At 33.5% G+C, this 24327-nt stretch carries 30 protein-coding genes and 1 tRNA gene; 11 read left to right on the top strand and 20 right to left on the bottom strand.

What is annotated here, in order from left to right:
- The first annotated feature begins 19 nt into the window (after positions 1–19).
- From IPK14_11815 to IPK14_11840, 6 genes are read left to right on the top strand one after another with little or no spacing between them, the layout of a single operon-like run.
- Entirely contained in the window at positions 20–1831 is a 1812-nt protein-coding gene (locus IPK14_11815) for an OmpA family protein (protein MBK7994073.1), read from the top strand.
- 25 nt (positions 1832–1856) lie between these two features.
- Positions 1857–2354, top strand: a complete 498-nt coding sequence (locus tag IPK14_11820) for a GTP-binding protein (GenBank protein ID MBK7994074.1) — start codon at positions 1857–1859, stop codon at positions 2352–2354.
- Positions 2354–3385 carry an adenylate/guanylate cyclase domain-containing protein gene (locus tag IPK14_11825; GenBank protein ID MBK7994075.1) on the top strand — a complete coding sequence of 344 codons (1032 nt, stop codon included), beginning with the start codon at positions 2354–2356 and terminating at the stop codon, positions 3383–3385. The genes IPK14_11820 and IPK14_11825 overlap by 1 nt, the downstream gene beginning before the upstream one ends.
- Positions 3366–4514, top strand: coding sequence for a HAMP domain-containing histidine kinase (locus IPK14_11830; GenBank protein MBK7994076.1), 1149 nt, complete (start codon positions 3366–3368; stop codon positions 4512–4514). Before IPK14_11825 ends, IPK14_11830 begins: the two co-directional genes overlap by 20 nt.
- Positions 4514–5326 carry a hypothetical protein gene (locus tag IPK14_11835; protein MBK7994077.1) on the top strand — a complete coding sequence of 271 codons (813 nt, stop codon included), beginning with the start codon at positions 4514–4516 and terminating at the stop codon, positions 5324–5326. Before IPK14_11830 ends, IPK14_11835 begins: the two co-directional genes overlap by 1 nt.
- A complete protein-coding gene (locus IPK14_11840) occupies positions 5319–6281 on the top strand; it encodes a DMT family transporter (GenBank protein MBK7994078.1) in 963 nt (320 codons plus the stop codon). Before IPK14_11835 ends, IPK14_11840 begins: the two co-directional genes overlap by 8 nt.
- Here the strand turns inward: IPK14_11840 and IPK14_11845 are convergent.
- From IPK14_11845 to IPK14_11860, 4 genes are all read right to left on the bottom strand, one after another.
- Positions 6278–6814: a DUF4252 domain-containing protein gene (locus tag IPK14_11845; protein ID MBK7994079.1), complete on the bottom strand. Its 537-nt coding sequence runs from the start codon at positions 6812–6814 to the stop codon at positions 6278–6280. The two genes, IPK14_11840 and IPK14_11845, sit on opposite strands and share 4 nt — an antisense overlap.
- A 69-nt stretch (positions 6815–6883) precedes the next feature.
- Positions 6884–7258 (bottom strand): hypothetical protein, encoded by a 375-nt coding sequence (locus tag IPK14_11850; protein MBK7994080.1) that lies wholly within the window; start codon positions 7256–7258, stop codon positions 6884–6886.
- The gene (locus IPK14_11855; protein MBK7994081.1) at positions 7251–7823 is read right to left on the bottom strand and encodes a sigma-70 family RNA polymerase sigma factor; all 573 of its coding nucleotides are present in this window, start codon (positions 7821–7823) and stop codon (positions 7251–7253) included. Before IPK14_11855 ends, IPK14_11850 begins: the two co-directional genes overlap by 8 nt.
- A 131-nt stretch (positions 7824–7954) precedes the next feature.
- Entirely contained in the window at positions 7955–8413 is a 459-nt protein-coding gene (locus IPK14_11860; GenBank protein MBK7994082.1) for a hypothetical protein, read from the bottom strand.
- Positions 8414–8603: 190 nt separating this feature from the next.
- Between IPK14_11860 and IPK14_11865 the strand changes: the two genes are divergently transcribed.
- Both IPK14_11865 and IPK14_11870 read left to right on the top strand, forming a co-directional pair.
- Positions 8604–8686: transfer RNA gene (locus IPK14_11865), tRNA-Leu, on the top strand.
- 118 nt (positions 8687–8804) lie between these two features.
- The gene (locus IPK14_11870; protein MBK7994083.1) at positions 8805–9119 is read left to right on the top strand and encodes a hypothetical protein; all 315 of its coding nucleotides are present in this window, start codon (positions 8805–8807) and stop codon (positions 9117–9119) included.
- Between the two features lie 46 nt (positions 9120–9165).
- Here IPK14_11870 and IPK14_11875 read toward each other — a convergent pair whose 3' ends face one another.
- The 4 genes from IPK14_11875 to IPK14_11890 form a co-directional block, all read right to left on the bottom strand.
- A complete protein-coding gene (locus IPK14_11875; protein MBK7994084.1) occupies positions 9166–10152 on the bottom strand; it encodes an aldo/keto reductase in 987 nt (328 codons plus the stop codon).
- Positions 10153–10334: 182 nt separating this feature from the next.
- On the bottom strand, positions 10335–10718 hold the full coding sequence (locus IPK14_11880) for a phosphopantetheine adenylyltransferase (protein ID MBK7994085.1): 384 nt from the start codon (positions 10716–10718) through the stop codon (positions 10335–10337).
- A 31-nt stretch (positions 10719–10749) separates the two neighbouring features.
- Positions 10750–11127, bottom strand: coding sequence for a hypothetical protein (locus IPK14_11885; protein ID MBK7994086.1), 378 nt, complete (start codon positions 11125–11127; stop codon positions 10750–10752).
- 195 nt (positions 11128–11322) lie between these two features.
- Complete coding sequence (locus IPK14_11890; protein ID MBK7994087.1) at positions 11323–11682, bottom strand: response regulator transcription factor; 360 nt, start codon at positions 11680–11682, stop codon at positions 11323–11325.
- Positions 11683–11877: 195 nt separating this feature from the next.
- Here IPK14_11890 and IPK14_11895 point away from each other — a divergent pair, with 195 nt between their 5' ends.
- Positions 11878–14850 carry a sigma 54-interacting transcriptional regulator gene (locus IPK14_11895; protein ID MBK7994088.1) on the top strand — a complete coding sequence of 991 codons (2973 nt, stop codon included), beginning with the start codon at positions 11878–11880 and terminating at the stop codon, positions 14848–14850.
- 731 nt (positions 14851–15581) lie between these two features.
- On the opposite strand, the gene IPK14_11900 is transcribed toward IPK14_11895, so the two are convergent.
- Positions 15582–16583: a hypothetical protein gene (locus IPK14_11900; protein MBK7994089.1), complete on the bottom strand. Its 1002-nt coding sequence runs from the start codon at positions 16581–16583 to the stop codon at positions 15582–15584.
- Between the two features lie 83 nt (positions 16584–16666).
- Positions 16667–17155: a transposase gene (locus tag IPK14_11905; GenBank protein ID MBK7994090.1), complete on the bottom strand. Its 489-nt coding sequence runs from the start codon at positions 17153–17155 to the stop codon at positions 16667–16669.
- 206 nt (positions 17156–17361) lie between these two features.
- Here IPK14_11905 and IPK14_11910 point away from each other — a divergent pair, with 206 nt between their 5' ends.
- Entirely contained in the window at positions 17362–17655 is a 294-nt protein-coding gene (locus IPK14_11910; protein ID MBK7994091.1) for a hypothetical protein, read from the top strand.
- 438 nt (positions 17656–18093) lie between these two features.
- Here IPK14_11910 and IPK14_11915 read toward each other — a convergent pair whose 3' ends face one another.
- The 7 genes from IPK14_11915 to IPK14_11945 all read right to left on the bottom strand — a co-directional run bounded on the left by IPK14_11915 (position 18094) and on the right by IPK14_11945 (position 21680).
- On the bottom strand, positions 18094–18513 hold the full coding sequence (locus tag IPK14_11915) for a hypothetical protein (protein ID MBK7994092.1): 420 nt from the start codon (positions 18511–18513) through the stop codon (positions 18094–18096).
- A gap of 324 nt (positions 18514–18837) precedes the next feature.
- The gene (locus tag IPK14_11920) at positions 18838–19236 is read right to left on the bottom strand and encodes a hypothetical protein (protein MBK7994093.1); all 399 of its coding nucleotides are present in this window, start codon (positions 19234–19236) and stop codon (positions 18838–18840) included.
- Between the two features lie 73 nt (positions 19237–19309).
- A complete protein-coding gene (locus IPK14_11925; GenBank protein ID MBK7994094.1) occupies positions 19310–19450 on the bottom strand; it encodes a hypothetical protein in 141 nt (46 codons plus the stop codon).
- An 82-nt stretch (positions 19451–19532) separates the two neighbouring features.
- Positions 19533–19742 (bottom strand): hypothetical protein, encoded by a 210-nt coding sequence (locus IPK14_11930; protein ID MBK7994095.1) that lies wholly within the window; start codon positions 19740–19742, stop codon positions 19533–19535.
- A 262-nt stretch (positions 19743–20004) separates the two neighbouring features.
- Positions 20005–20307 carry a hypothetical protein gene (locus tag IPK14_11935; GenBank protein MBK7994096.1) on the bottom strand — a complete coding sequence of 101 codons (303 nt, stop codon included), beginning with the start codon at positions 20305–20307 and terminating at the stop codon, positions 20005–20007.
- Positions 20308–20490: 183 nt separating this feature from the next.
- Entirely contained in the window at positions 20491–20856 is a 366-nt protein-coding gene (locus IPK14_11940) for an ASCH domain-containing protein (GenBank protein MBK7994097.1), read from the bottom strand.
- A gap of 194 nt (positions 20857–21050) precedes the next feature.
- On the bottom strand, positions 21051–21680 hold the full coding sequence (locus IPK14_11945; GenBank protein MBK7994098.1) for an HAD hydrolase-like protein: 630 nt from the start codon (positions 21678–21680) through the stop codon (positions 21051–21053).
- Between the two features lie 143 nt (positions 21681–21823).
- On the opposite strand from IPK14_11945, the gene IPK14_11950 reads away from it, so the two are divergent.
- On the top strand, positions 21824–22114 hold the full coding sequence (locus tag IPK14_11950) for a hypothetical protein (GenBank protein MBK7994099.1): 291 nt from the start codon (positions 21824–21826) through the stop codon (positions 22112–22114).
- Positions 22115–22153: 39 nt separating this feature from the next.
- Here IPK14_11950 and IPK14_11955 read toward each other — a convergent pair whose 3' ends face one another.
- From IPK14_11955 to IPK14_11965, 3 genes are all read right to left on the bottom strand, one after another.
- Complete coding sequence (locus IPK14_11955; GenBank protein ID MBK7994100.1) at positions 22154–23269, bottom strand: hypothetical protein; 1116 nt, start codon at positions 23267–23269, stop codon at positions 22154–22156.
- A gap of 4 nt (positions 23270–23273) precedes the next feature.
- Positions 23274–23792, bottom strand: a complete 519-nt coding sequence (locus tag IPK14_11960) for a hypothetical protein (protein MBK7994101.1) — start codon at positions 23790–23792, stop codon at positions 23274–23276.
- Between the two features lie 291 nt (positions 23793–24083).
- Entirely contained in the window at positions 24084–24326 is a 243-nt protein-coding gene (locus IPK14_11965) for a hypothetical protein (GenBank protein ID MBK7994102.1), read from the bottom strand.
- Position 24327: the final 1 nt, after the last annotated feature.

The following is a 24327-nucleotide window of genomic DNA, read 5'->3' on the forward strand; positions in this document are numbered from 1 at the left end:
CCTAGTAGCTTAAGCTAACATGTCCTTAGATCCAGACTTAGGCCAAACCAACAAATTAGCTAGCGAAAAATCCACAGTAGATGCTGAAAGCGATGCTCAAAACCAAGCAGAATTATTGGGCGAGCTTCGGCATTTACTGTTTGCTCCTGAACAAGAAGAACTTTCCAAAATAAAAAAACACCTAAACGACCCTGAACAACAAGCCCAAAGTGTTAGTAATGTTTTACCTAGAGCTTTTGCTTTAAGTATAAAACGAGATGAGCGATTAGGCGAAGCCTTACAACCTACCATTGAAACCGCTATTAAAGTATCAGTAAAAAAAGACCCACGAACCCTTGTAGACGCGCTTTTTCCTGTTATGGGGCCTGCAATTCGTAAAGCAATAGCTCAAACCCTAAGCACAATGCTACAAAGCTTAAACCAAACCTTAGAAAATAGTTTTTCTGCTCAAGGCTTAAAATGGCGATTAGAAGCTTTTCGTACTGGGCGAACTTTTGCAGAGATAGTTTTACTAAAAACTTTACTTTATCGAGTTGAACAAGTCTTTTTAATTCATAAAGAAACAGGTCTTTTACTTCAACATATGGTTTCACCAATACTTTTATCTAAGGGGACAGAAATTCAAGATGCAGATATGGTTTCTGGAATGTTTAGCGCGATTCAAGATTTTGTACGGGATTCTTTTCAAGTTGGACAAAATGAGTCTTTACAAGAATTGCGAATGGGGGATTTAACAGTTTGGATTGAACAAGGGCCACAAGCCTTGTTAGCAGGCGTTTTAAGAGGAAATACGCCTAAAGAACTAAGAGCAACTTTTCAGGAAGCTTTAGAAAAAATTCATCTTGAACAATCTACTATATTAAGTGAATTTCAAGGTGATGCTAGCATATTTGAAAATGTTCGACCACTTTTAGAGCCTTGTTTAGAATCACAATATGAAGCTAAAAAAGATGAAAAAAAGCTTTCCCCTGCTTTTTTAGGCACATTTGGGGTTATTAGCACTTTGCTGCTAATTTGGTTTAGCGTTTGGCTTTGGCATTATTGGCATTGGCAAATTTACTTGGATAGACTTAATAGCGAACCCGGCATAGTAATTACTCAAACAAGTAAACAAGGAAGTAAATATTTTATTGCTGGACTTGTTGACCCTCTAGCAACAAACCCAGAAGAACTTCGTAAACAAGCAGGTTTAAGTGAAAAGAAAGTAATTTCACGCTGGGAACCTTATCAGGCTATGCAACCTAAATTTATTTTAGCCAGAGCTAAAGATATATTACAAACACCAGAAACGGTAAATTTAAGACTAGAAAACAATGTTTTAATTGCAAGTGGTAAAGCACCAAATCAATGGATCAGGGATGCAAAAAGATGGTCAAGAGTAATTGCTGGAGTTAGCTCTTTTAAGGAAGATAATTTAATTGACCAAGAAACTGAAGAATTAGAACAAGTTAAGCTAGAAATAGAAAAACAATATTTTTTATTTGTTAATGGCAAAACACAATTTATTGATGGAGAAGAAAAAAAACTTTCTCAACTTGTCACAACTCTAAAAAAACTTATTTCTTTAGCTGAATCAATAAATAAAAGGCTAGAAATAAGAATAATTGGACAAACTGATGAGGTTGGAACACAAGACTTAAACTTGTCTTTAAGCAAAGAACGTGCAACTAAAATGGTAAATCTACTAGCGACACAAAATATTGATTCTAAATATTTTAGCGCGGTTGGAATTGGTGTCGCAGATACTTTGACAAATACAGCTAACTCACAGCAAAATAGTGAAGTTAATCGCCGGGTATCTTTTCAAATATCTGTTATAAATACTAAGTAAAAAATTAGTAAATAAGGTTTAAGTAATGATTCAGAAAAAAATTTGTATGCTGGGAGCTTTTGCTACAGGTAAAACTAGCTTAGTTGCTCGTTTTGTAAAGAGTATTTTTTCAGAAAAATACCATACAACTGTAGGGGTAAAAATAGACAAAAAAGTTCTTAAAGTTGGTAGCGAAGATCTAATGCTAATGCTTTGGGATTTAGCGGGAGAAGATGAATTTAACAAAGTTCAAATGTCCTATTTACGAGGTTCAGCCGGATATATTTTGGTAGTTGATGGAACTAGACGTTCTACTTTGGATAAAGCTTTTTCTCTACAAAAAAATGTTGAAGAAGCTATTGGAAAAGTCCCTTTTATTTTGGTATTAAACAAAGCTGATTTAGTAGAAGATTGGGAAATTGACCAAGCAACAATTACTGAGCTAACCGACCAAGGTCTAGTTGTAATTAAAGGTAGTGCTAAAACCGGCGAAGGAGTAGAAGAATTATTTCTTTCATTAGCAGAAAAAATGGTGGGGGCCTAATGTTGATAGTCCCAACAGAATTATTGGATTACTTAAGCCAATTAATAGAACAAGAACGTTGCCTAGCCTTTCTAAAAGTTGATAAACAGGGTTGTGTTGTAGAGCTAGGAGGTAATTGGGCGGCTTATGGAATTATGGATTTAACCATAGGTGATTTAGCTGCTGAAAAACTAGGCTTTCTTTGTGGGTTGCTTCCACTTCAAGAAGAAAAAATAATCCTACCCCAAATAAAATTAGAATCAGAACTCTCTGCCGATTTACATATTTTTCCCTCAGATAGTGCTGATTGGGTGATGCTTCTAAGTGTTGCTGAAGAAGAACGTAAACAACAAATAATGCAACAGAAAATTAATGACCTAAGTCTACTTAGAGATAAACAATCAAAAATGCTTGGCATGATGCTTGGAAGTGAAGCAGAAAATATTGCCCAAGAAGTCAGACTTTTTGGGCAAAATGATTTACATAAGGAAGTTTCTATTCTGTTTATTGATTTACGTGATTTCAGTAGATATAGTGAAGATGCTCAATCAGATGAAGTATTTAAGGTACTTAATTTATATTTGCGAACTATACTTTTACCAATAATTGATGAATCTGGGATTTTAGATAAAGTTATTGGTGATGGGGTAATGGCTATTTTTGGTGTACTTCCTTCAACTGCCATTTCAGCTAGACAAGCTTTAAGAGCCTCTCTTAGAGCTTTACAAGCAATAAATGAATTAAATTTATATCGTGAAAAGGAAAAACATCCTACTTTTGAACTTGGTATTGGCATTGCTTCTGGTACAATTTCTTTAGGTATAATTAATGGTAAAGAGCAAAAATTTCTAGCTGCACTTGGACAACCTGTAAAACTAGCAGCCAATTTAGAACGTCAAGCAGAAGCTAAGGAAATTTTAATAGATGAAACGACATTTCAAAAACTAGCAGAACTACAAACAAAATTTTCTCCAAGAAATTTAATAATAAATAACCAACCAATTCCTGTTTTTTCTTGGGTTTATCACAACAATGATAGCAAAGCTTGGTAGTCAAGAGGATATAGTAACGATGGAAGAACTTTTGGTAGCTCTAAATGTTGTTGCACTAGAACGACTAGACACAGAACTATTTAAGTTACTTGGTAGTTTGCCTGATTGGTTTCCAGATATTTACCCAAACGTTATTTCTGAGTCAAAAGAGGTAAACCTAGAAGGAGTTTCCCCTTTTTTAGATAATTTTTTAATAGATGCAGAAGACTTTTGGAAACATACCAAATCAGGACACTTAAAATCAGGTCTTTGGATTGAAACTAATAACGTAGGTAAAGAATATTACTTAGAAGCCGTAGCACTTTTTTTAGAAAAAGAACAAAAAAAAGTTTTACTAATTGAATTTTCTCGCATCTCCTATGAAGAAAAACATTATTTAATTCAAACAGGCAGAGAAATTAGCTTAAAGTATTATCAGCTTTCTAAAGAAATTCAGAAAAAAGAAATTTTACTTCATTGCATCATACATGACTTAAATACCCCTCTAAATAGTATGAAAGGCGCGTTATCATTAATTTCCTTAGAAGAGCTTAGCAATGAAGCAAAAGAACTAGTAACTATTGGCCTAAATCAAGCTGATAAACAAGCAAAATTAATTAGAGAAGTCTTAGATGTATTTGCTGCTGAAGTTGCATCATTAAATAATTTCTCAAACAATATTAACAAAGCACCTAATTTACTACTTTGTTTACAAGAAGTTATTGAAAGTCTTCAACCTGCTTTTGCCTTAAAACAAGTAAACTTGGAGATTTCTCCAAATATTCAAAATAAGAAAAATTACTTAGTAGTAGGTGAATATTCACGACTTACAAGAATATTTTCTAATTTACTAGAAAATGCCTTACGCTATAGTCCTAAAAACTCTACTGTAACAGTAACCTTAGAGTTAGAAGACGATTTTGTTAATGTTAATGTTGATGATCAAGGAGTAGGTATTGCTTCAGATATGGTAGGCCATCTTTTTCAAAAATTTTATCAAATAGGTAAATATAGAGGAAAAATAGGCTTAGGGCTTTATTTTTGTCGAATGATGATTGAACAATGGGGTGGGACAATAGGCTATTTGCCGCTTAATCAAGGAGGATCAAGGTTTTGGTTTAAGTTACCTAAACCAACTTCAGAAAATTGATGATAGAAAAACTCTTAAAGAAATCATTATTAACCATTGGATTATGTTTTTTTGCTGTTATTGCTATACTTGCACAAAATCCAGCAGATCCTGAAACGCTAGAAAAAATCCTAGTTGCTTTAGCTAGTCGAGCAGATAGTTTTGAAAAATCCTTGCCTGATTTTATTGCTACTGAAACTATCTTGCAGGAAAGTTACCAAAAACCTTCAGGAAAACTTTTAGAAAGTAGTGAAATTGTTTCTCGCTTAACAGGTCGCCAACTTGAGCTAACAAAAAAAGGTCGTACACAACTAGATTTCCAAGAATATCGACAAGTTCAATCAATTAATGGTAAAACTGTTAAGTCTGATAAATTTAAGCCTCGTGGCCCTCAAGTTGATGGGGTTTTTAGCTCAATTTTAGTTTCTCATTTTGCTTCGCGTGACCAAAAAGATTTTAGCTTTGACCTAGATACTAATTTTCATATCTTAAGAGGCCGAAATACTTATTTACTTAAATTTACTAGTAAAATAGTTAACCAACAATATTATTTTTTTGAAGGTAAACGCCTTGCTTCTGAACAAGTTGGACAAGCCTGGATAGACACAGAAACTTTAGTCCCTTTAAGAATTGAGTACCAAGAAAAAAAATTGCCTAAAGGATTAGAGTCTCTTTCCTATGCTGTAGATTATGCTTATGTCACACTAGGCGAAGATAGCTTTTTACTTCCCATAGAAGCTTCTAGTGAATTTGTTGAGAAAAAATTTACTAACCGAGTAAATCAAAAATATAGCGATTATAAGAAATTCTCTACGGATGTAAAACTTGAGTAATAACCCTAATTTATTAAATAAATCTTTAGTCTTTGGTCTATTTTTAGGTTTAAGTGCGCACTTAATTTGGGGTAGTTATCCAGTAATTGCTAAAAAACTGCTTTTAGTTCTCCCTCCATTTGCTTTAGTTGCAGTTGGTTATACTGGAGTTCTAATTTTAATGTCTCCAGTTTTAGTTAAACATTCTTGGACACAGTCGCTAAAAAATCGTAGTGCCTGGCTACTAATGTTTGTTGGCGCAGTGCGAATGGTGACAAATATCCTTTCTATCCAAGCTACTCGTGCTTCTTATGTACAATTAATTAATTTACTTACTCCATTTGTTGTTGCAATAGTTGGACGGGCGTTTTTTCGCGAAAAAATACCACCTTATACTTTTTCAGCTTTAACTGTTTCTAGCTTAGGTTCTATTTTAGTAATTCTTAGAGAACCTTCTTTAAGTATTTTCCAAGATGAATGGAAGCTAAACGATACTATTGGAATTAGTTTAGCAATGTTTTCCAATATATTTTTAGCCTTTTATGTTTTGCTAACTCGCTATGAGCAAACTAGCCATAAAATAAGCTCAGTAGTGCTTTTTGCTCAACAAAGTGTAGTTTTAATGTTGACAGGTTTTGTTGCTAGCTTTTTCTTGCAAGAAAATTGGTATAGTTGGCTAAGAATGTCTTGGGAAATGTGGGGACTTTTTATTGCTTTACTAGTAGTTAACTTAATTGCTGGTAACTTAATCCAAATCAATAGTTTAAGTTTACTTGGAGCAGCACTTTTTACTAGCTTGATGGGAGCAAGGCTTGTAGCCGCATTGGTTTTAAGTGCAGTTTTACTAAGCGAGCCATTAAAATCTGGCTGGCAAGCGTTGGGTGCTTTTTTAGTTATTGGTGCAGTAATGGTCTATATGTTATTGCAAACAGAAGTAGTTAAGAAAAAACTCTTAACTACTTTACCAAATAACTAAAAGTTTTTTTGTACTTTTTTATTTTCTTTAGATTTTTTCTTAAGCCCATCAAAATCTGGAATCCCAAAATTGCCTTGGAGCTTTTTGAGTTTTTCTAAACTAATTGAACCAATAATATTTATAACCACAAATTCATCTTCTTCAGCCGCAATAATAGCTAATCCTGTAATATTGCCACCTTGGTTCATTGTATAAACTTGGGCAAATTCTTTGCCATTATTATTTGTACTATCAAATAATTTTGACCAGATAGGTTCTCTTAATTGGCTTTTGATGACATCAAATTCTGAAAGTGAATATTCACCAGGTTTATTAAATTCAAGAACCTTAATGTATACTCCCTTTAAATCTTTAACTAATTCTTCAAGTTCAGCCTTTTTAGCTGGATCTTTTATGTCTAGAAAATTTGCAGCAGTTTTAAGCATATTTTGGTCTAATGAAATATTTACCATTTCTTCGGCTTTTGTATCCAAATGATTTAAGCTATCAAGCTGTAATCTGCCATCCTGAGCTTTGGCTGTAGTAACTAGCAAAGTAATAAAACAAATTAATTTGATTAAGGTTAAAGAGATTTTTGTTCCTTTTTTCATATGTTTTCCTTATTAATTAAAATTTTTTCTTTTAGAAATTTTTGTCTGAATTTTTTTTAGTTCAGCATTAGTTATGCTAAGAGCAAAAATAACTTGCTCGGCTGATTTTTTGCCATCAATTGCTGGTTCTGTTGTTAATTTTATGGGCATAGTTGTAGTAGAAGAAAGCTTTTGATTAGTTTGAGTTATAAAAATTTGCAACAAACCAACAGTTAGAGCTAATACTAAGCAGGCTGCTATTAGTAATTTTATAGATAAACCCTCTGGTTTTGCTTTAACAGGATAATTAAATGGCTGCTCTTTATATTTAAGGCTTCCTAGAGCTTTTTCTAATTCCTCAATTTCTGGATCCGGTTTTCCTGATTTATCCCAAAGATAGTCACTCATTGTTGTCCCTTTCTTCTAACTTGCTACGCAATAATTTCATTCCTCGATGTAAATTAACTCTTACTGAATCAGGTGTTAAGCCTGTTTGCTCGGCAATTTCAGGCCCTGTCATCCCTTCCACTAAACGTAAAACTAGAGGTTCACGATAACAATCAGGTAGGCTATGAATTACAGCTAATATAGCTGTAGCTTCTAGTTTTGATGTATTTGTAGAAATAGGTTTTTGAGCTAACTCCAGGACTTTTTTACTTTGGCGGTTGTAATCTATTGCACGATTACGGGCTATGGTTGCTAACCAATCGCCAAAAGCTTGATTAATACGTAGATTAGCTAGCTGATTAAGCGCAGTTAGAAAAACATCTTGAACTAGATCGTCTGCTACATTTGCTGGAGCATTTGCCAGTATAACGCCATGCACCATACGGGCAAACCGTCGGTAAAGCTCACCAAATGCCATGCGATTACCTAAACGTGCATCACTAACTAAGTCTGAAAGTGAAGGTTCTAGCGCGGGTTGGTCTTTATTATTACTTCTTGGAGCTATTTCAATGACTTGCTCTACCATGAAATTTTCAAAACCTTTTCTTTTTTGGTCTTTAAAAGAATTTTAACTAAGAGACGTTAGAAAAAAGAAAAGTGTTAACAAGAAAATTGAAAAACCCGGCAAAAAATAATATTAAAATATTTGTAGCTATTTTATGGCTTGATCCAGTCAGAAATATTAGGTAATTGCCAAAGTAGCACACCATCTAGTAAAAGCAGTAGAAATCCTTGAATTGCTACACCTAAACCAGCACCAACCAAACTAGCAGAATTAACTTTTGACCATCGGCCAATGATTATTAGTGTAATGCCTACAGCTACATAACCAATATCTAAACCTTCATTTAGCCAAAGAAATTCTCTAAGCTTAATTGCAGCAACTAAATCTGGACGGGAACTGTCACGTAGCCCAAAAAGCACAATTATTCCATCAATAGCACCCCAAACGATAAATTGAAGGCTAAAATGTTCTGCTGCTAGGTTTTGTCTTTTTGCTAGTAAAATTACGATACCAAGAATAATACTAAATAATGCCCAAATACCTAGCCGAATCAAATGTTGATGTAAAAAAATAAATGTTTGTTCAGACAGTAAACTGCTTTGTAATAGCATAAGTTATTAAAAATACAGCAATATATAACTTTTAACCCTGTTAAGGGTCATTAATAGCCTAGTCTTTTAAGGCTGGACTAAGTTTAATTTTATCAAAAACTTATAGAAACAAGATATTTTTTAACGCGGAAAAAAATTGTTATTCAAACTTGCTACAAAAGTTAAAATCTTTTATATTTGCTGGCACTTTGCGGATGTGGCGGAATGGCAGACGCGCAGCGCTCAGGACGCTGTCAACTTCGGTTGGTGGAGGTTCAAGTCCTCTCATCCGCATAAAATTTTCTTCTTCGCTACTACCTTCTAACTATGCTAAACTAAACCACTTGTTTGATTTAGCAACAAAAATCAACATTCTAATTTATCAATCTAACTAATAATTTAAGGAGTTTTGATGTTAAAACTTTTTAATGCTTTTTTATTGACCTTACTACTATCTACTTTAGTATTAGCCGATTCTTTATATGGGACAGTAACATATAAAAATAAAAATAGATCTACTGAGCAAAAAAACACTGATAAAAAAGCTTTAATTATTAACACTAGCTGGGATTATGGCAAAACCGCACAAATAGACGAAAAAGGAAATTACAAAATAGATTTTCAAACAAAAGTAGGAGAGAAAGTTTCCGTTTTTGTTAATGGCAACAAATATACAGAGATTGAAATTAAAGGGGATACAAAATTAGATATTGTTGTTATTCAATAAACTTTGGGAACATATTTATCTTATATTCCCAAAGTTATATGGGGGATTATTGATTAATAAAGCGCATTGACATTTCTGGGTATCTTAAACCTGCCGCGCTATTTGCTGGTAATATTTCATTTATTTTTGCTAAATCGCTTTCAGTTAATTCTATGCTTAATGCAGCAGCATTTTCCTCTAAGTATTTACATCTTTTTGTTCCAGGAATAGGAACAATATCTTTTCCTTGGGCAAGCACCCAGGCTAAAGCAAGTTGTGAAGCGTTACAGCCTTTTTCTTTAGCAAGTTGCTCAATATGTTTTACTAAATCTAAATTTTTCTGGAAATTTTCACCTTGAAAACGTGGCGACATTCTACGGTAATCATCAGCGGCTAAATCATCAAATTTCTTAATTTCACCACTTAAAAAACCTCTCCCTAAAGGGCTATAAGCTACAAAACCTATTCCTAGCTCTCGACAAGTTGCCAAAATTTTATCTTCTGGCTCGCGTGTCCATAAAGAATATTCTGTTTGAAGTGCTGAAATTGGATGAATCTTACAAGCACGACGTAAAGTTTCCGGGCCTGCTTCAGAGAGTCCTAAATATTTTACTTTTCCTTCTTTAACTAGCTCTGCCATAGCTGCAACAGTGTCTTCAATTGGAGTTTCTGGATCAACCCTATGTTGATAATAAAGGTCTATTACTTCTACACCTAAACGGCGTAAGCTATTTTCACAAGCTGAACGGACATATTCAGGTTTTCCACTTACACCAAGAAAAGATTTATCCTCACCTCTCATAATTCCAAACTTAGTTGCTATAACTACTTTATCACGACAACCTTTAACAGCTTCTCCCAATAATTCTTCATTAACAAATGGGCCATACATATCAGCCGTATCAAAGAAATTAATTCCTAATTCTAAAGCGCGGGCAATTGTAGCTAAAGATTCTGACTTATCAGAAGCCCCATAAAATTCAGACATTCCCATACAACCTAAGCCAATTGCTGAAACTGTTAAGCCTTGGTTGCCTAGTTTGCGTTGCTCCATGTTTTTCTCCTTCAACTTGTGATTTTTACTAAGTAGAAAAATTATACTCCGCTGCTTGCAAATACAAATAAGCTATTGCTGATAGGTAGATAAACTAAATCAATGGAGATTCATTTTTGGTTAATTTAGTCCAATCAATGCTTTTTGCTAAAGATTAGCAACTAGGTCTAAATTATTGTAAGTTATATAGCACTTCCAGCTTTTAGGAACCGTAGCACTAACGCAATAATTAATCCAACCAAAGCAATAGCATCTGCAACTACTATTTTTTGAATACCAATACCATAATTTCCTGTAAATAGAGCAATTACAATAAATGGCAACATACTTGCTAATCCTAGAATAATGCCCCAGATCTGTAATTCTGGCTTAAACGCTGAATAAATAATAAACCCACCCAACAAACCAAATAAAATAGCTCTATGTTTTAATAGTATAAGAACATCATTACTAATAGAGTCTATTTTATATAAGTTAAATAAAATTTCACTAGAAAAAATCCCTACTATTGGATAAAAATTTATTAGCCCAACAACTACAATAATTCCAATAATAAGCTTTTCCATAGTCTATAAACTTTCCTTATCAAAAAGTTAGTTACTGTTGAGGAGCAGCATTAACTGTGCTATCAGGGCTAATTAAAATGGTTTCTTGCTCACCAGCTAAAATAATGCCTCTAAGCATATCATTTTGGTTTTGTTTAGTAGTCATTAATTGATTAACAGCCGCTTTGTTTTTAAGTAAACCTTTACGAACATTAGACTTAGCTACTAATTTATCACCTTTCCAAATACTAATTTCTTGCTTTTCTTCATCAAATGTTACTTCATATTTACCTTTTTTTACTTCTGTTCCATTGACTATTACATCTTTACTAATATCTACTGTTTTACTTTTTCCTTCAGCATATGCTAATCCATTGAAAAATACTACACTTGCTACTAATACCATTACTAAATTAAATACTTTTTTCATATTGACCCCTTATTTGACTTTTTTATGAGATATTGTTGTGATTTATTTAACGCCTTCAAGTTAGTTAACACTGTTAACGTAACTTTAAAATATTAGTTCACAAAAGTTGGTAGAAGTTTGCATTTATTTCCAGAGTTTTTATAAACAATCTTATGTTGAGGTATTTATAGAATTATGTGTGAAATGTAGTGAAAATTAATTAGGAAAAAATTTTTTTATACATTCTAGTACATCAATTGGCTTATAAGGTTTAACAATATAGTCATTTATACCTAAGTTAAACAAAATTTTCTTAGCATTTTGGGAGCTAACAGCAGTAAACATAATAATTATAGGTAATGGACAAATAGAGGCTTTTACCTGGCGTATAAGCTCTATACCATCCATTTTAGGCATCATCCAATCAGTTAACAAAACATCAAAATGTTGTGTTTTTAGGAGTGCTAAAGCATCTTCTCCATTAGTTGTTATGGAAACTTTAATACCTTGTTTAACAAAAAAAATTTCTAGGATTCTGGCACTCATTACATCATCTTCAGCAATAATAATTTTCATAAGATTTAAAAGACCTGATTTTTAATTTCTAACAAGATGAGTAATAAGCAATTATAATCATTGAACTTAATTTTAGCTAAAAATTTATCCATTTTTTTGCATAAATATAAATCAAGGGTTGGCACCAAGAGTTATTTAAGCTAAAAATCAAATGGCGAAATATCTTAAAATAATATCTTAAAGCCTATCAATTTTATGTCACCAGTAGAAACAAAAAACACGCTATCTGTACAAGAAAAAATCTTTCTTGGCGAGGCTGCGCTACGTCGTAATGCTGATCAGGAAGCAAGCCGACATTTTTTAGAAATTCTTGAAACTGACTTGCCAACAGAACAAGAATATATTGTTCGCTGTATGTTATCCAAGTGTTTGGAAAATATGAATCAATACCGCGAAGCATTAAAAGTATTAAATAAATATGAACAAACTGGTGCAAAAGAGGAACTTTCTATTCAAGTTAGAGGAAATGTAAATTTAAGGCTAGGTTGGGTTTATAGTTGGCTAGGTGATCACCCTAGAGCAATAGCATTATTAAATCAAGCCTTAAAAGAGTTTAAGGACATAGGTTTTGAGTCTGGTGTTGGAGAAGCCTATCATGCCCTAGGTCGTACTTATATTGTTGAAATAGAAGAATATAAAATTGCTCGTGATCATTTGCTGGAAGCAATTGATTATCAACGTCGGGCTGGCGACACTCATGCATTAGCTCAAACATACCTAAGGCTTGGGCTAATAGATTATCAAGAAGGTCAATTAACAACTGCTAAAGAAAATTTCTTAGGAGCAATTAATTTAGCTGAAAGCTCTACGGATCATATACTTCAAGGAGCTTTACAAATAAATTTAGCTGCTGTCTATTTTGACCAATGCGAAATAGAAGCCGCTACCCGCTGTTATGAACTAGCAATTGAACATTTAGAAAATGTTGGACATAAAAGACTTTTAGGAGTTGCTTATAGTAACCTAGGGAAAAACCTAATTAGATTAGGAAATTGGAAAGAAGCCCAAGAAATATTAACTCGTGGTTTAAACCTTTCTAAAGAAGCAAAAAACCGACGTGATGAGGCCATAGCTTTACAAACTCTAGGTTATTTACATTACTTTCAAGAAAAATATGATTTAGCAGAAAAAGAGATAAGCTTATCCATAGATCTGCTAATGCAAATAAAAACTAAGACTCCTTTAGCTGAGTCATTTCGCTATCTAGCTCTAGTTTTATTAGCTCAAAACAAACATAACGAAGCTTTTGATTATGCCAAACGAGCCTTGCAACTAACTTTTAATTCTAAAGTAACTAAACATGCGGCGATTTCCTATCTTGTGCTAGCAGAAATGCACCTAGAAAAAAAAGAATATCGAACGGCAGAAGACTTTCTTAAAATGGCACGAGCAAAATTAGATAAACAAGCAGACTTAGAGCTTTCAGGCTATTCTCAACGGCTTTTAGGCCGCACTCGTGCTGCAATGGGAGATCTTAGCGGCGCACGTTATGCTATTGATCAAAGTATTTCTTGTTTTAATACAACTAAATCAGTTTATCAAACAGCCCTTTCACAACTTGAGTTAGCAAGGGTTTTATATAAACTTGGCGATATTGTTCTAGCAGAAACCAACCTACTAGCAGCAAAAAATATTTTTGTTGAACTAGGAGTAACAAAACTGCAAGAAAAAGCAGCAAAACTATTTAGTGAACTTCCCCGCCAAGGTGTAGTTGCAGCAGAAAAAACCCTTGCCGCAGTTAATTTTGATAGCTTTTTAATAGAAAGATTGATGGAAGCAACACATCAACGTGAATTACTGCTTCGTGAACTTACTGCAATTGCTCGTGATTTAATGGCTGCTAGCACTGTTATAATTTTTGAAATAACAGAAACAACAGATTTTAATCCTATTATTAGTCAGGGTAATCCTTTAAGTAATATCGCTAGAATTTATGATAAAATCCGCTTACAACTTAATGGAAGCCGTGCCTTAGCACCAGAACATATAGTCAAAGAGTTTTCAGACCGTGAGCAAAAATTACTTCTTTATGTTGTTGCAGGACAAATACCTAATGAGCGTAGGCTAAGCCAACTTAATTCCATTGTTAGACTTGCAGAACAAAGTTTAGAAATAAATACATTAAGAGAACGTATTAAAACCACTAAAGATTTTGACCCTACATCATTGCGCTGTCTTAGCTCAATGTCTGGCTTTTTAGTTGCTAGTCCAGCTATGAAATCTGTTTTAGCTCATATACATAAAATTCGCTCTAATAATGTTACTGTCTTAATTACTGGTGAATCCGGCACAGGCAAAGAATTAATTGCCCGCGCTGTACATTTGGAAAGCGAGCGACGAGATAGAGATTTTGTTCCTTTTAACTGTGCTGCTGTAGCAAAAGATATAGTAGAAAGTCGCCTATTTGGTCATCGCAAAGGTGCTTTTACTGGTGCAACTAGCGATCAACGTGGTGTAGTTCGTGCAGCAGAAGGTGGGACATTATTTTTGGATGAAATAGGTGAACTTCCCTTAGATATTCAGCCTAAACTGCTTAGATTTTTGCAAGAAGGCGAAGTCCACGCCCTAGGCGATGATCGACCAACAAAGGTTAATGTCCGGGTTTTAGCTGCTACCAACCGAGATTTAGAAAAACAAGTTAGCCTAGGGTTATTTCGTGAAGACCTTTTTCATCGTCTCAACGTAATCCGCATACAAATTCCTCCACTTAGAGAGCGACGAGAAGAAATCTTACCTTTAGCAGAAAGTTTCTTAAAAACTTTTGCCGAAAGAATGGACAAATCTGTCAAGTTGTCTGAAGAAGTGGCTGATAAATTACTTAACTATAATTGGCCGGGTAATATAAGACAGCTTCAAAATGAAATTGAAAGAGTCGTTGCTTATGCTGATGATAAACATATTGTGGTTTTAGAAGACCTTTCGCCAGAAATAGTTAATTTTCAACGTCAAGTATCTACTCGCCCCGAATGGGTTATGCTAGGTAAAACAGGTGCAATTACTATCCCTAGAAATACTACTTTAGCGGAAGCTATTGATGAAGTAGAAAGACAAATTTTAACCGAAACGCTTAAGCGTAATGAAAACAATATTTCCCGCACAGCTAGAGAATTAGGTTTAACTCGTCGAGGCTTACATCTTAAGTGTGGACGCTTAGGCATTGATCTATAAAAATCTAAAAAGTTAGAATTAATACTAATTATATTACATAAAGTAATTAGCTTTGTATTCTTACGTATTGCAGAGAAAAAATATTAAAGAATGGTGTGTCTACAGATGTTGTAGATAAAGGGGTTAAGCCATATTTTATGGAGGTGCAACATCTTGTTAGGAAAATCGAGGTTAGCCAAAATTGATAAGTCGTTTATTTTCGTTGACAAGCAGGAAATCATATGTTTTAATCTTAGCGTTTTCACGTCGTACAATTCCTAATTCAGCATAAGGTTAGCCAAAACTGGGTTTTAAGCCTGTATTCATCGGCAGTTGAACCCCGGGGAGTAGGAATAATTGACGTGGCATGCGGATTAAGACGTAACATGCTGCGGATTCATGTACCAATCTGTAGAATAGTTGACGGTCAGCGGATTAAGACCCCACCGGGTTCCCAAAACACGGAAAAAACTCCCCGAAGAAAAGGGTAGGAATAATTGACGTGGCAGAGGGTATTCAGCAAAACAAGCTGAATAATTGAGAATAAAGAAGATAGGTATGTACGGAAAGATTTATCCTAAAAAATGCGTAAGATTAATAGGATAAATTGATAAAATCAGAGAGAAAAGCCAACCAAAAAATCAAAAATGCAAAGTCAAAAAGCTAGCAAGTAAAAAAGACAAGAAAAAAAGACAAAGCTACGCAACCCAGCCAAAAAGCTAGAAAACCTAAAAATTAAAACCTAAAAAAACTTAAGCAGCTAAAAAAGAAGCGATAAGTTTTAAGGTATCAGAACCAACAGCTTTTTTACGATCGGCCAACCAAGCCTTGGAATGTTCAAGAATAGCAACAAGATAGAGACGGACAAGAAAATGAGAAGCAGAACGACAAGGACGGTTAGCAAGTTTATGAACAACTTTTTTGGTAGAGTTGGAACGCTCACAACCAGTGCGAAGATTCATAAGGAGTTTATATTCAGGAGAATAGCGAGAAATATCAGGATAAAGACGTAAGTCATCAGAGGAGCGAATATAAACAACCGGCCCCATTTGGGAATCAGGCTGACAAAGAGAGCCTTGAGGACATTCTTGAGAGTGAGTCTTAAAAACATATTTACCATTAAGATGAGTAGGACGCTTAACGGGACAATTGTAATAGATTCTACCATCACCACGCTTACCATTATGACGCATTTCTAAACCAGCAGGACAAAGAGGAACACCTTTTTCATTAACAAGTTTAGCAGTGCCAGTAGGCTTGGGGAGAGTACCAGAACGGGGATTGAGGGCAATAACAGGTTTAATGGAATTAGCCTTGAGATACTGATAAATGCCTAATCCATCGTGACCAGAATCATAACTCATAGAGTAGATATTCACAGGTAGAACATGAGCAGAAAACATCTTTAACATAGAATCCAGACTTTTCATAGACAGAGTAAAATCACTCTCGGAAGCAGGCCCCATAGTTATATGTAAGGGTAAATCGTGTCCAGAAACAGAAATTGTATGCTGATAAAAAGTGTGACCAAAGTAGTATGTTTGACGATAAGAATCAAATCCCCAATCTGCGGTTGGGTCTGAATAAATACGGTCGCATTTACATTTATAAATACCTTTTGAACGACAATCGCAAGTTGGCTGTCCATTGCAGTTTGCTCCACTTTCTAGGGCTGAACCATCTCCACACACTTTTAGCTTGGTTAGTTCTCCTAGCAACCCCTTATTTGCACTCGGTATTATTGCTAGTTTCATCAGTAAATCTTCTAGCAATTTTTGTAACCCTTCTACCCTTGGTTCTTGTTTTTTAGCTAAAAGCTCTTTTTTTAGGTGTATTGTTATTGAGTCACTTTCTTTTCTATCTGTTTCTTACGCGCTTCTTTACTTTCTTTTTCTGCCGATAGATTACGAATGTGTTTTTTCTTCCTCTTTTTGGATGCTTTTAACTTATGTTCACAACTTTTTTGATGTTCTCCATCTTCTAACCTGTCTATAAACAAATAAAACGTTGATGCGGCTGGCGTTTTTTTCGGCTTAAACCCTGCTATCATCGCTAGTCTTGGCTTGTCATATAATTCTTCTGCAAACTTGCTGATTCTTTCATACTGTAGTATTATCATTAGCAGTAATGCTCTTAGCACACATACTGGATCGTACCCTTTTCTTCCCCTTTTATCTTGGCTATAGAGTTTTTCTAATTCCTTTCTTACTTCTTCTAGTTCTATTTCCATTAGTATCATTGCTGCATTAAGATGTTCTTCTGTCAATCTTCTTGATTGTCTTGGTTGCAGCTTTCTTATCCATTCTGTTAACATTTTCTTATACATTCCATCCTCCTTTAGTTTATTGCAGTATTTTTATTTAATCACTAATAGGATGGATTTTCTTCTTTTATTTCTGAATACTTTTTTATCTTATTGATTTTGGATTATTTAGTCCTTTTGCTCTTTCTCAACTGTTCTATTTATTGACCTTATTTTTTCTGATTTTCCTGAGAGCTTTATAGGATTGTATTAACTAGCATTGTGTTGATTTGAAAGGTTTAGTCTATGACGGAAGAAAATATAGTAAGGAAAGCTTATCATCAAGCGAGCTAATTACTTACTTAACTCAAAATCGTGAAGTATTAGTAGGAATTATTAATCTACCTAAAAATGAACAATTATTATCTGATCCAATTCGCTATTTATCATTATTACTTAAACGCTTAGGATTAAAACAAAAACGTGTTGGCAACTCTATTAATGGTGAATATATGTTGGTTGCTAGCAGATTGGAGTTTTTGAGAGGTATTGTTATGAATCGCGGTGTTGTTGAGCTTGGTTAATTGATTGGTAGTTGATTATTGATTAATTGGTAGTTGATGATGTGTTTATGATGATTTATATTAATTATTACTACTGATAGCAAGAAAAAGCTTAATTAATTAATAGCCAAGTTGATAACTAAAAATAAAGACCATATTTAATTGAAAATCTTGATAAAACACTTCTCATTAATATAAGACTCATTAATAAACAGTGTTTGCAGGGCAAAAATTAAGGTTTCGTGATGGTTTGGTGGTTGTTGATTGGTTTTGATGATGGTTAATTTGTAGATAGTCGTTGGCTACTTTAGCTACTGCTTTGCCTTCTTTGCCTTCTTTGCCTTATTAGCTAGCTTTGGCGAGCCGACTTTGCGAGTTCGCTACAACGTTTGTTATGCCGCTACTCAAAAACGCATGATAAAGAACAACCCTAATATAATCTAAAGGTTATAAAAACAATTAGTCATACAAATACACAGCAGAAGCAGCAAAAGCGTCTTCAGGAGAACCATAAAAACTACCATCAGGAAAAACAGATAGTTCATATTTCTCATTACTGTAAGTAAAAAAGGCAAAACCCCAACCTTCTTCATCGCCAAAATATCGTAATCTACATAAATGTATAGGAGTGTTACGCAAGCGTTCTATAAAGGTTTCTCTTGATTCAGGATATCCTGGTGGAGGAAAATCATCTGATACGTAAGGTTCTTTATACGCATCTATATAGCAAAACTGCCCTCTAAAACGTATGTCTAATTTGGTATATGTACCCACATGATGTTTTTCTGCATATGTCAAAATCCGTTTTTTAACTTTATTTTGTACTGATTCTGGAACCTTTTTTCCTCCTGCATTAGGATCTTTTACCCAAGGTGACATTGTGTTTCCGCCTTATATTTTTTTTCACTACTTCCTTTTGCTTATTCTACATAAACTTAATTTTTTATCGACATATTTTTCCTTATACAAAATACAGTTTCGTTTCTTCAAGACTAAATTAAACTTCAAATATCTTTGTAGAAACATTTCTTTTCTAGATCAATTCAGAAAAACCAAGTGTATATTACTGCGTTGTATAAGCAGAATAAGGCCAAGTTCAGCGGCGGTGCTAACGAGCCAATTTCCTGAGTCCCTTGCAACAGTTGTTATGCCCCACACAACAACACAAAAACAACAGGAACAAAAAATTTGACTATTACCATTCTATTGGGATGCGTATCGAGAAGCACTATAAAGAACGAAAGCACCTAGCACAAATGTAGCAACTCCATATATTTCGAGGTGGTGGATAACCAACGGTATAACTCTTTCAGCAAACCGATGATGCCACTGCCAAGGCACAAGAAGCAATCCTAGGGTTGATACAACAAAAAGCCATCCAAATATCTGGAATACGTAAGAATACCACATTAATGGCGAGAAGATAACAAGAGATGCTCCCACGACCAATCGCAAAACTTGCTCGATGTAGTGAGCGCGTGCCGAACTTGCAAATAGATTAAGGAATCGTTCTGCAAGCAGTCGTTTTGAGGCAATCACACCTGCTAATGCAATCAGCCCTATCCCAAAAGCAAACACTATTATTCCTGAGATTATGTCCATGATTCCTCATAGTAAGAATGCCTAGCACTAAGCTCACCAGCGAGCCGACTTTGCAAGTCTACTCCAACGTTTGTTATGCACTAATTTTCATATAATGATTAAACCGATTGCAATATTTACTATCAAACTCAATCCTAAAAACTTCATCATAATTAATTTTATAAACTTTTTCCCATTTACCAGAAGCATCATAACATTTAAGAAAAAATGACATTTTATCACAGTTAGTAATTGGGCCAAGGTAGAAGGCTGTTTGAACCTTTTTATTAAGCTTAAATAATGTTTCAACGCTCTTATTATATATCTCTTTCCATCATTTTTTCTAAGACTTGTTTTATATTTTCACAATTATTTAGCCATTCTGGTTTATCTATTTTTTTAATTTCAGCATTTATTTTAAGTATTTCATTACAACATTTCTCGATTTTTCCATCACGGCAGCTTTTTATAAACTTCTTTACCAATATAATTATCCCATCAAACTCAAAATCTCTTTCTTCTCTCAATGCAATAAAATTTTCTTTTATATTAAAGATTACTCCATCATAATTATTCCCCTATTTGATCTTTAGTCTTTACTCTTATACTCCAATTGCTAGCCAATGATTTTTCGTATTTTCTAATTGTTTTCTTGTTCATCTGTTAACTTTCTTTAAAAATTAGAGTGTAACCCTTAAATAGTTAAAGATTAAAACCCCTAAATAGTTAAAAATAATTATTTTGTAGTATTAAAAAGTATAATTTTCCTACGAATGTCTTTACTGTCAGTTATTTGTATAAACGAAAAAATTTAAAAGGTTTCGGCCATTCTTCTCTAGGTTTAAAAGCAATAGCAACTTCCTGATTACCTAAAGCCGATTCTGTCAAAACAATATGATCGTCGGTTTCTTTGGCTTTCTCAAACTCTGAATCATTAACCTTACAAATAGCTTTATAAAAAGGGCCAGACAACCATTGGGAAATTTCTGGAGTATCTTTAAATTTTAAGTAACAGGCCAAAGAAGATAAAGCTGATGCAAGCATTGCGAAACCATTAGGTATAGATTCTTTCACAAGAATATACATTTTCATTAACTTTCTCCTAACTTTTTAAGCATTTATTCTTCTAACCTAGACTACATTTATTCTTTCTTTTACTTTACTACTACTACCCTAATGGCTAACATCGAATACCAAGTTCAGCAGTGAGTGAAATTAGTGAGCCGACTTTGAGAGTCTACTGCAACGCTTGTTATGCACATTCTTAACAAAAAATTAGTTTACAAGAGATTTATAAACTAGCTTAAACTCCTCACAAATGATAGGCATACCTTGTCTAGGTTGTCTTCCTATTTCTTGGCATTCTTTAGAAAAATATGCCCAGTGAACATCTCTCCAATATTTCAAACTCAAATCACCTTCCCCTTCTTTCCTAGCAAATTCTTCGCTAACCTTATTAAATGTAACTATATCAATACTAATAGTCTGAATTATACATTTAGGCTTTCTTTGAAAATCCGTAATAATGCTATATCCATTTGGTATTGGTAAGTCTTCGGGTTTATTTTCATAAACCCATTGTAAACTTGCTGTTGCTGTTTTCTTACCTGCTAATACAAGGTTACACAGTTGTTTGCTCATTTTCTCACTATTTCCAAAATACCAATGCTGGTAGTTGTATTAACACTTATTTTCATTTTGTTACAAAACTCTTTCCAATATATTTCTATTTCACTATTTATATCCATATATTCTTAGTTTTTCTTCCATTTATTGTTACATTTCACCCTACATATATATGCTGAATGCTAAGTTTATTATTCTCAAATTAATTGCTATTGAACAATTTTTCTAATAATCTCATCAATACAATAAAACATTTCTGTTGGAGAATGTTTTATAAGTGTGTCGATTCTAGTATATCCCCAGGATACAGCACCAAAAGCGATATTTTCAGCACTAGAAGCTTGTAAATCTTTGAGTTCATCGCCAATGTAAATAGCTTGGCTAGAATCAATCTTAGTTTTTCGTAAAATATTCTTTAATTTAGAGCGTTTTCCAAACAAAGAACTACCGCATTGAGGTTCAACCATAAAAGCCATATTATTAGGGCTTAAGATTTTGCTCACATTGCTGTAAGAATTACTAGTTATAAGACTTAATATAACTCCTTTATTAGACAAAACCTGCAACATATTTTCTACACCAGAAAATAACGGAATTTGGTCAATATTTTCAGCCATTTTTTTCTTAAAGCTGTTTCCTACAAATGGCACTTTCCACAATGGTAAACCTAAATGATTCATAAGTTGCATTGCATCATAACCTCGTAAAGTTTCTATCTCTTCCATGTTCACTTTTTTGAAATTATATTCATTTGCTAAATCATTTATGGTACTTAGAAAAAAAGGAAATGAATCTGCTAAAGTTCCATCAAAATCAAATATTACAAGTTTGTATTTCATTTCTTTACTAAACTCTTTATTAATTTCTGTTTTTGCTGTGCTACTTTATTGGCTAGAGAAAGCAGGTTTTATTCATAACTTTTTATTTTATGCCCGATCCTTTATCAATTTGGATTGAAAAAAAACAGTTCTTGGAAACAGCGTTGGCTATTACTTCTGATGCCAGCCAAAAATTTTCACTACGTAAGCAAATTCAAGACTGCGACCAAGAGATTGCAAGACTTAAAAACCAAACTTATTCTCAAGGCCAATTTAATCAATTTAATCACGCTAGCTCTCTACCCAATCAACCTAGTACATCAAGCTCAAATAGCTCAAATAGCCCAAATAGCTCAAATAGCCCAAATAGCTCAAATAGCTCAAATCTATCTGATAATTCTTTTAATGAAAAATCTCAACATCGCTCTACTGATACCAGCATTCCCATTAATTAAGACAATAGAATCACTAATTTATTTTACCTATACAAAAAGCTACAAAATATCATAATTAAAAAATAAAATATCTTCATCCAATGAATTAAGATGAGATAATTTATTACGCATTATCCTTAGTCTTTTAACTAACTTTTTTAGTTCCATAGGTACAGAAATTTCATTCACGATTTGGCTTTCAATATGCCCTATTTCTAAATCCCAAATATTATTTATTGTCTCAAATCTTGTCGTAAAAGGCACTTTTAATACATTCTTAAGTTTAACTAATATCTCTTGTCGTTTTTGTTCTATAAATGGAAAATATACTCCTACCTGAGCACTCCATATTCTTCTTTCTATTTCTTTTTTTGGATCATGCAAACTCAAAATGGCTGAGTGAAATTCTTCCTTTCCTTCAAACTCATTTTTTATACCTGATAACCAAAGTAACCGCTCATTAACAAAATCACTATTATCCCAATCCCGTTCTCTAGCTATTTGCTTAAGTATATAATTAGGTTTAAGTATTTTATCTATACTTTCATTTGCCAATCTTTCACTAGTAAACGGATCCCAAAGCGAAAGATTAACAATAACAGAAATAATCATTTGTTTTTCTATAAGCGGGATAGCCTTTTCTCGAAAAAATTGTGAAGTAAAAACTAACATATCTGTTCTGTCTATATAATTACACCATCTGTGTAATGAAAGACAAATATCTTCTGATGGAAGATTCAAAGTAAGTTCTCCTATCAAAGGAATGCAAAATAAAGTTCTATCGAGCAAACAATAATGCCTACATATATTTGCGTAATCAACTATAAATTCTCTCCAAGACAGCCAATTATTTTGGTTTATGTTTGTAAGCCAAATTAATTTTCCTTTGAAAACAGGATCTTTTGCTAAAGTATTAGCATTTCTAATTTGGTCAATTCTATGATTTTGGATAAATCGTTTAAATAGTAAATTTACTGGATCTTTTTCTTCTTCGGTATCTATTGAGTGCCATTCCCACTCATCATTCTCCATTTCTATTCTTACAGCTTTTGATAATTTTTCATAGGGTGAATATTTTGGTAGACACATGATAATATTCTTGCCATCTCTAATATCTTGAACAAGTCTATCTATAAAGGATTTTGGCCCAGGTAATTGCCACCAAAAATTATACATATATTTACTCTGTGCCTAATTTAACAAGTTTATCAACTATTGGATCAACCTTCCAAGTTTTGTTACTCGATGGAAATACTAAATTTAGTAAATCTGCCCATACTATGCTTCGATATACAATCTCAGGTGGTAAGTCTGTAAGTTCCATCAAATTTTCTATGGATGCTTCTCCTAATATTGCTAAATTATGCAAAACTTTTTTGGCTTCAACATACCTAAGCCCAAAAGAGACTTCTAAATTTTTTACAGTTTCTTTTTCTTTCAATCCCATTTCTATTTTACTTAAATGATGATCAAGTAAGTGAATAGCATTTTTTGTTTTGTTATATAACTCATAAAGTAGTATTGGCCAATTACCTGTAACTTTTGTAATTCTTTGTCTATTATTTTTATCCCCAAGATTTGGAAAACCAATATCTTCTAACCACTGCCACAAAGCTAAGTCGTGCCATGGTTTTAAGGTAAAGCATGTTACATGTTTTTCTCTAAATTTATCTAAATTCTCAGTGTTAGTGTTTGTCAATTGCCATGTTGTTTGTGAATCCGCAACAAATAAAATGCGAACAAAAGAAGTTTTTGAAGTTAATCTATTAAGTCTATTAATAGCTTCGTCTACCCAACTATCAGCCCAAGGGCAAGTATAAGGGACAAAAACAAGATTTGTACCATTTTTTTCTCGTTTTCCGAGATCCGATAATTGTTTTACAAATTGAGCTTTATCAGTTATTTGTCCAAATTTAAAAAAGAATTCTTTGCCAAAAGCTCCTATTAAAATTGCTCCAAATCTTCTATTCCTGCTGCTTCACTTCAAAAACTATTGATACTTCATTTTTCTACTTCGTAGCTCTGATTCTTGTTGAGCAGTTAAGGGGCTGCGTCTTGAAGAATCTTCTTTAAGAGAAGATCTAAAAGTTGCGGCTTCATAATCAGGAGATAGCTCCTTATTTGAACTAGATTCCAACTCTGACTCTATTTCTTCTTTTATACCAATAAGTAAAGCTACATTAAGACTTCTAAGACTATAATGATTTACAGAAATATTTTTTAGTACACCCAAG

This window comes from Blastocatellia bacterium (assembly GCA_016713405.1).
Lineage (GTDB): Bacteria > Acidobacteriota > Blastocatellia > Chloracidobacteriales > JADJPF01 > JADJPF01.

Bases quoted from the DNA above. Each gene is read 5' to 3' on its own strand.
- IPK14_11815 (MBK7994073.1), top strand. From the start codon at position 20: ATGTCCTTAGATCCAGACTTAGGCCAAACCAACAAATTAGCTAGCGAA.
- IPK14_11820 (MBK7994074.1), top strand. From the start codon at position 1,857: ATGATTCAGAAAAAAATTTGTATGCTGGGAGCTTTTGCTACAGGTAAA.
- IPK14_11825 (MBK7994075.1), top strand. From the start codon at position 2,354: ATGTTGATAGTCCCAACAGAATTATTGGATTACTTAAGCCAATTAATA.
- IPK14_11830 (MBK7994076.1), top strand. From the start codon at position 3,366: ATGATAGCAAAGCTTGGTAGTCAAGAGGATATAGTAACGATGGAAGAA.
- IPK14_11835 (MBK7994077.1), top strand. From the start codon at position 4,514: ATGATAGAAAAACTCTTAAAGAAATCATTATTAACCATTGGATTATGT.
- IPK14_11850 (MBK7994080.1), bottom strand. From the start codon at position 7,258: ATGAGTGACTATCTTTGGGATAAATCAGGAAAACCGGATCCAGAAATT.
- IPK14_11855 (MBK7994081.1), bottom strand. From the start codon at position 7,823: ATGGTAGAGCAAGTCATTGAAATAGCTCCAAGAAGTAATAATAAAGAC.
- IPK14_11860 (MBK7994082.1), bottom strand. From the start codon at position 8,413: ATGCTATTACAAAGCAGTTTACTGTCTGAACAAACATTTATTTTTTTA.
- IPK14_11870 (MBK7994083.1), top strand. From the start codon at position 8,805: ATGTTAAAACTTTTTAATGCTTTTTTATTGACCTTACTACTATCTACT.
- IPK14_11875 (MBK7994084.1), bottom strand. From the start codon at position 10,152: ATGGAGCAACGCAAACTAGGCAACCAAGGCTTAACAGTTTCAGCAATT.
- IPK14_11880 (MBK7994085.1), bottom strand. From the start codon at position 10,718: ATGGAAAAGCTTATTATTGGAATTATTGTAGTTGTTGGGCTAATAAAT.
- IPK14_11885 (MBK7994086.1), bottom strand. From the start codon at position 11,127: ATGAAAAAAGTATTTAATTTAGTAATGGTATTAGTAGCAAGTGTAGTA.
- IPK14_11890 (MBK7994087.1), bottom strand. From the start codon at position 11,682: ATGAAAATTATTATTGCTGAAGATGATGTAATGAGTGCCAGAATCCTA.
- IPK14_11895 (MBK7994088.1), top strand. From the start codon at position 11,878: ATGTCACCAGTAGAAACAAAAAACACGCTATCTGTACAAGAAAAAATC.
- IPK14_11900 (MBK7994089.1), bottom strand. From the start codon at position 16,583: ATGAAACTAGCAATAATACCGAGTGCAAATAAGGGGTTGCTAGGAGAA.
- IPK14_11905 (MBK7994090.1), bottom strand. From the start codon at position 17,155: ATGTATAAGAAAATGTTAACAGAATGGATAAGAAAGCTGCAACCAAGA.
- IPK14_11915 (MBK7994092.1), bottom strand. From the start codon at position 18,513: ATGTCACCTTGGGTAAAAGATCCTAATGCAGGAGGAAAAAAGGTTCCA.
- IPK14_11920 (MBK7994093.1), bottom strand. From the start codon at position 19,236: ATGGACATAATCTCAGGAATAATAGTGTTTGCTTTTGGGATAGGGCTG.
- IPK14_11925 (MBK7994094.1), bottom strand. From the start codon at position 19,450: ATGTCATTTTTTCTTAAATGTTATGATGCTTCTGGTAAATGGGAAAAA.
- IPK14_11935 (MBK7994096.1), bottom strand. From the start codon at position 20,307: ATGAAAATGTATATTCTTGTGAAAGAATCTATACCTAATGGTTTCGCA.
- IPK14_11940 (MBK7994097.1), bottom strand. From the start codon at position 20,856: ATGAGCAAACAACTGTGTAACCTTGTATTAGCAGGTAAGAAAACAGCA.
- IPK14_11945 (MBK7994098.1), bottom strand. From the start codon at position 21,680: ATGAAATACAAACTTGTAATATTTGATTTTGATGGAACTTTAGCAGAT.
- IPK14_11955 (MBK7994100.1), bottom strand. From the start codon at position 23,269: ATGTATAATTTTTGGTGGCAATTACCTGGGCCAAAATCCTTTATAGAT.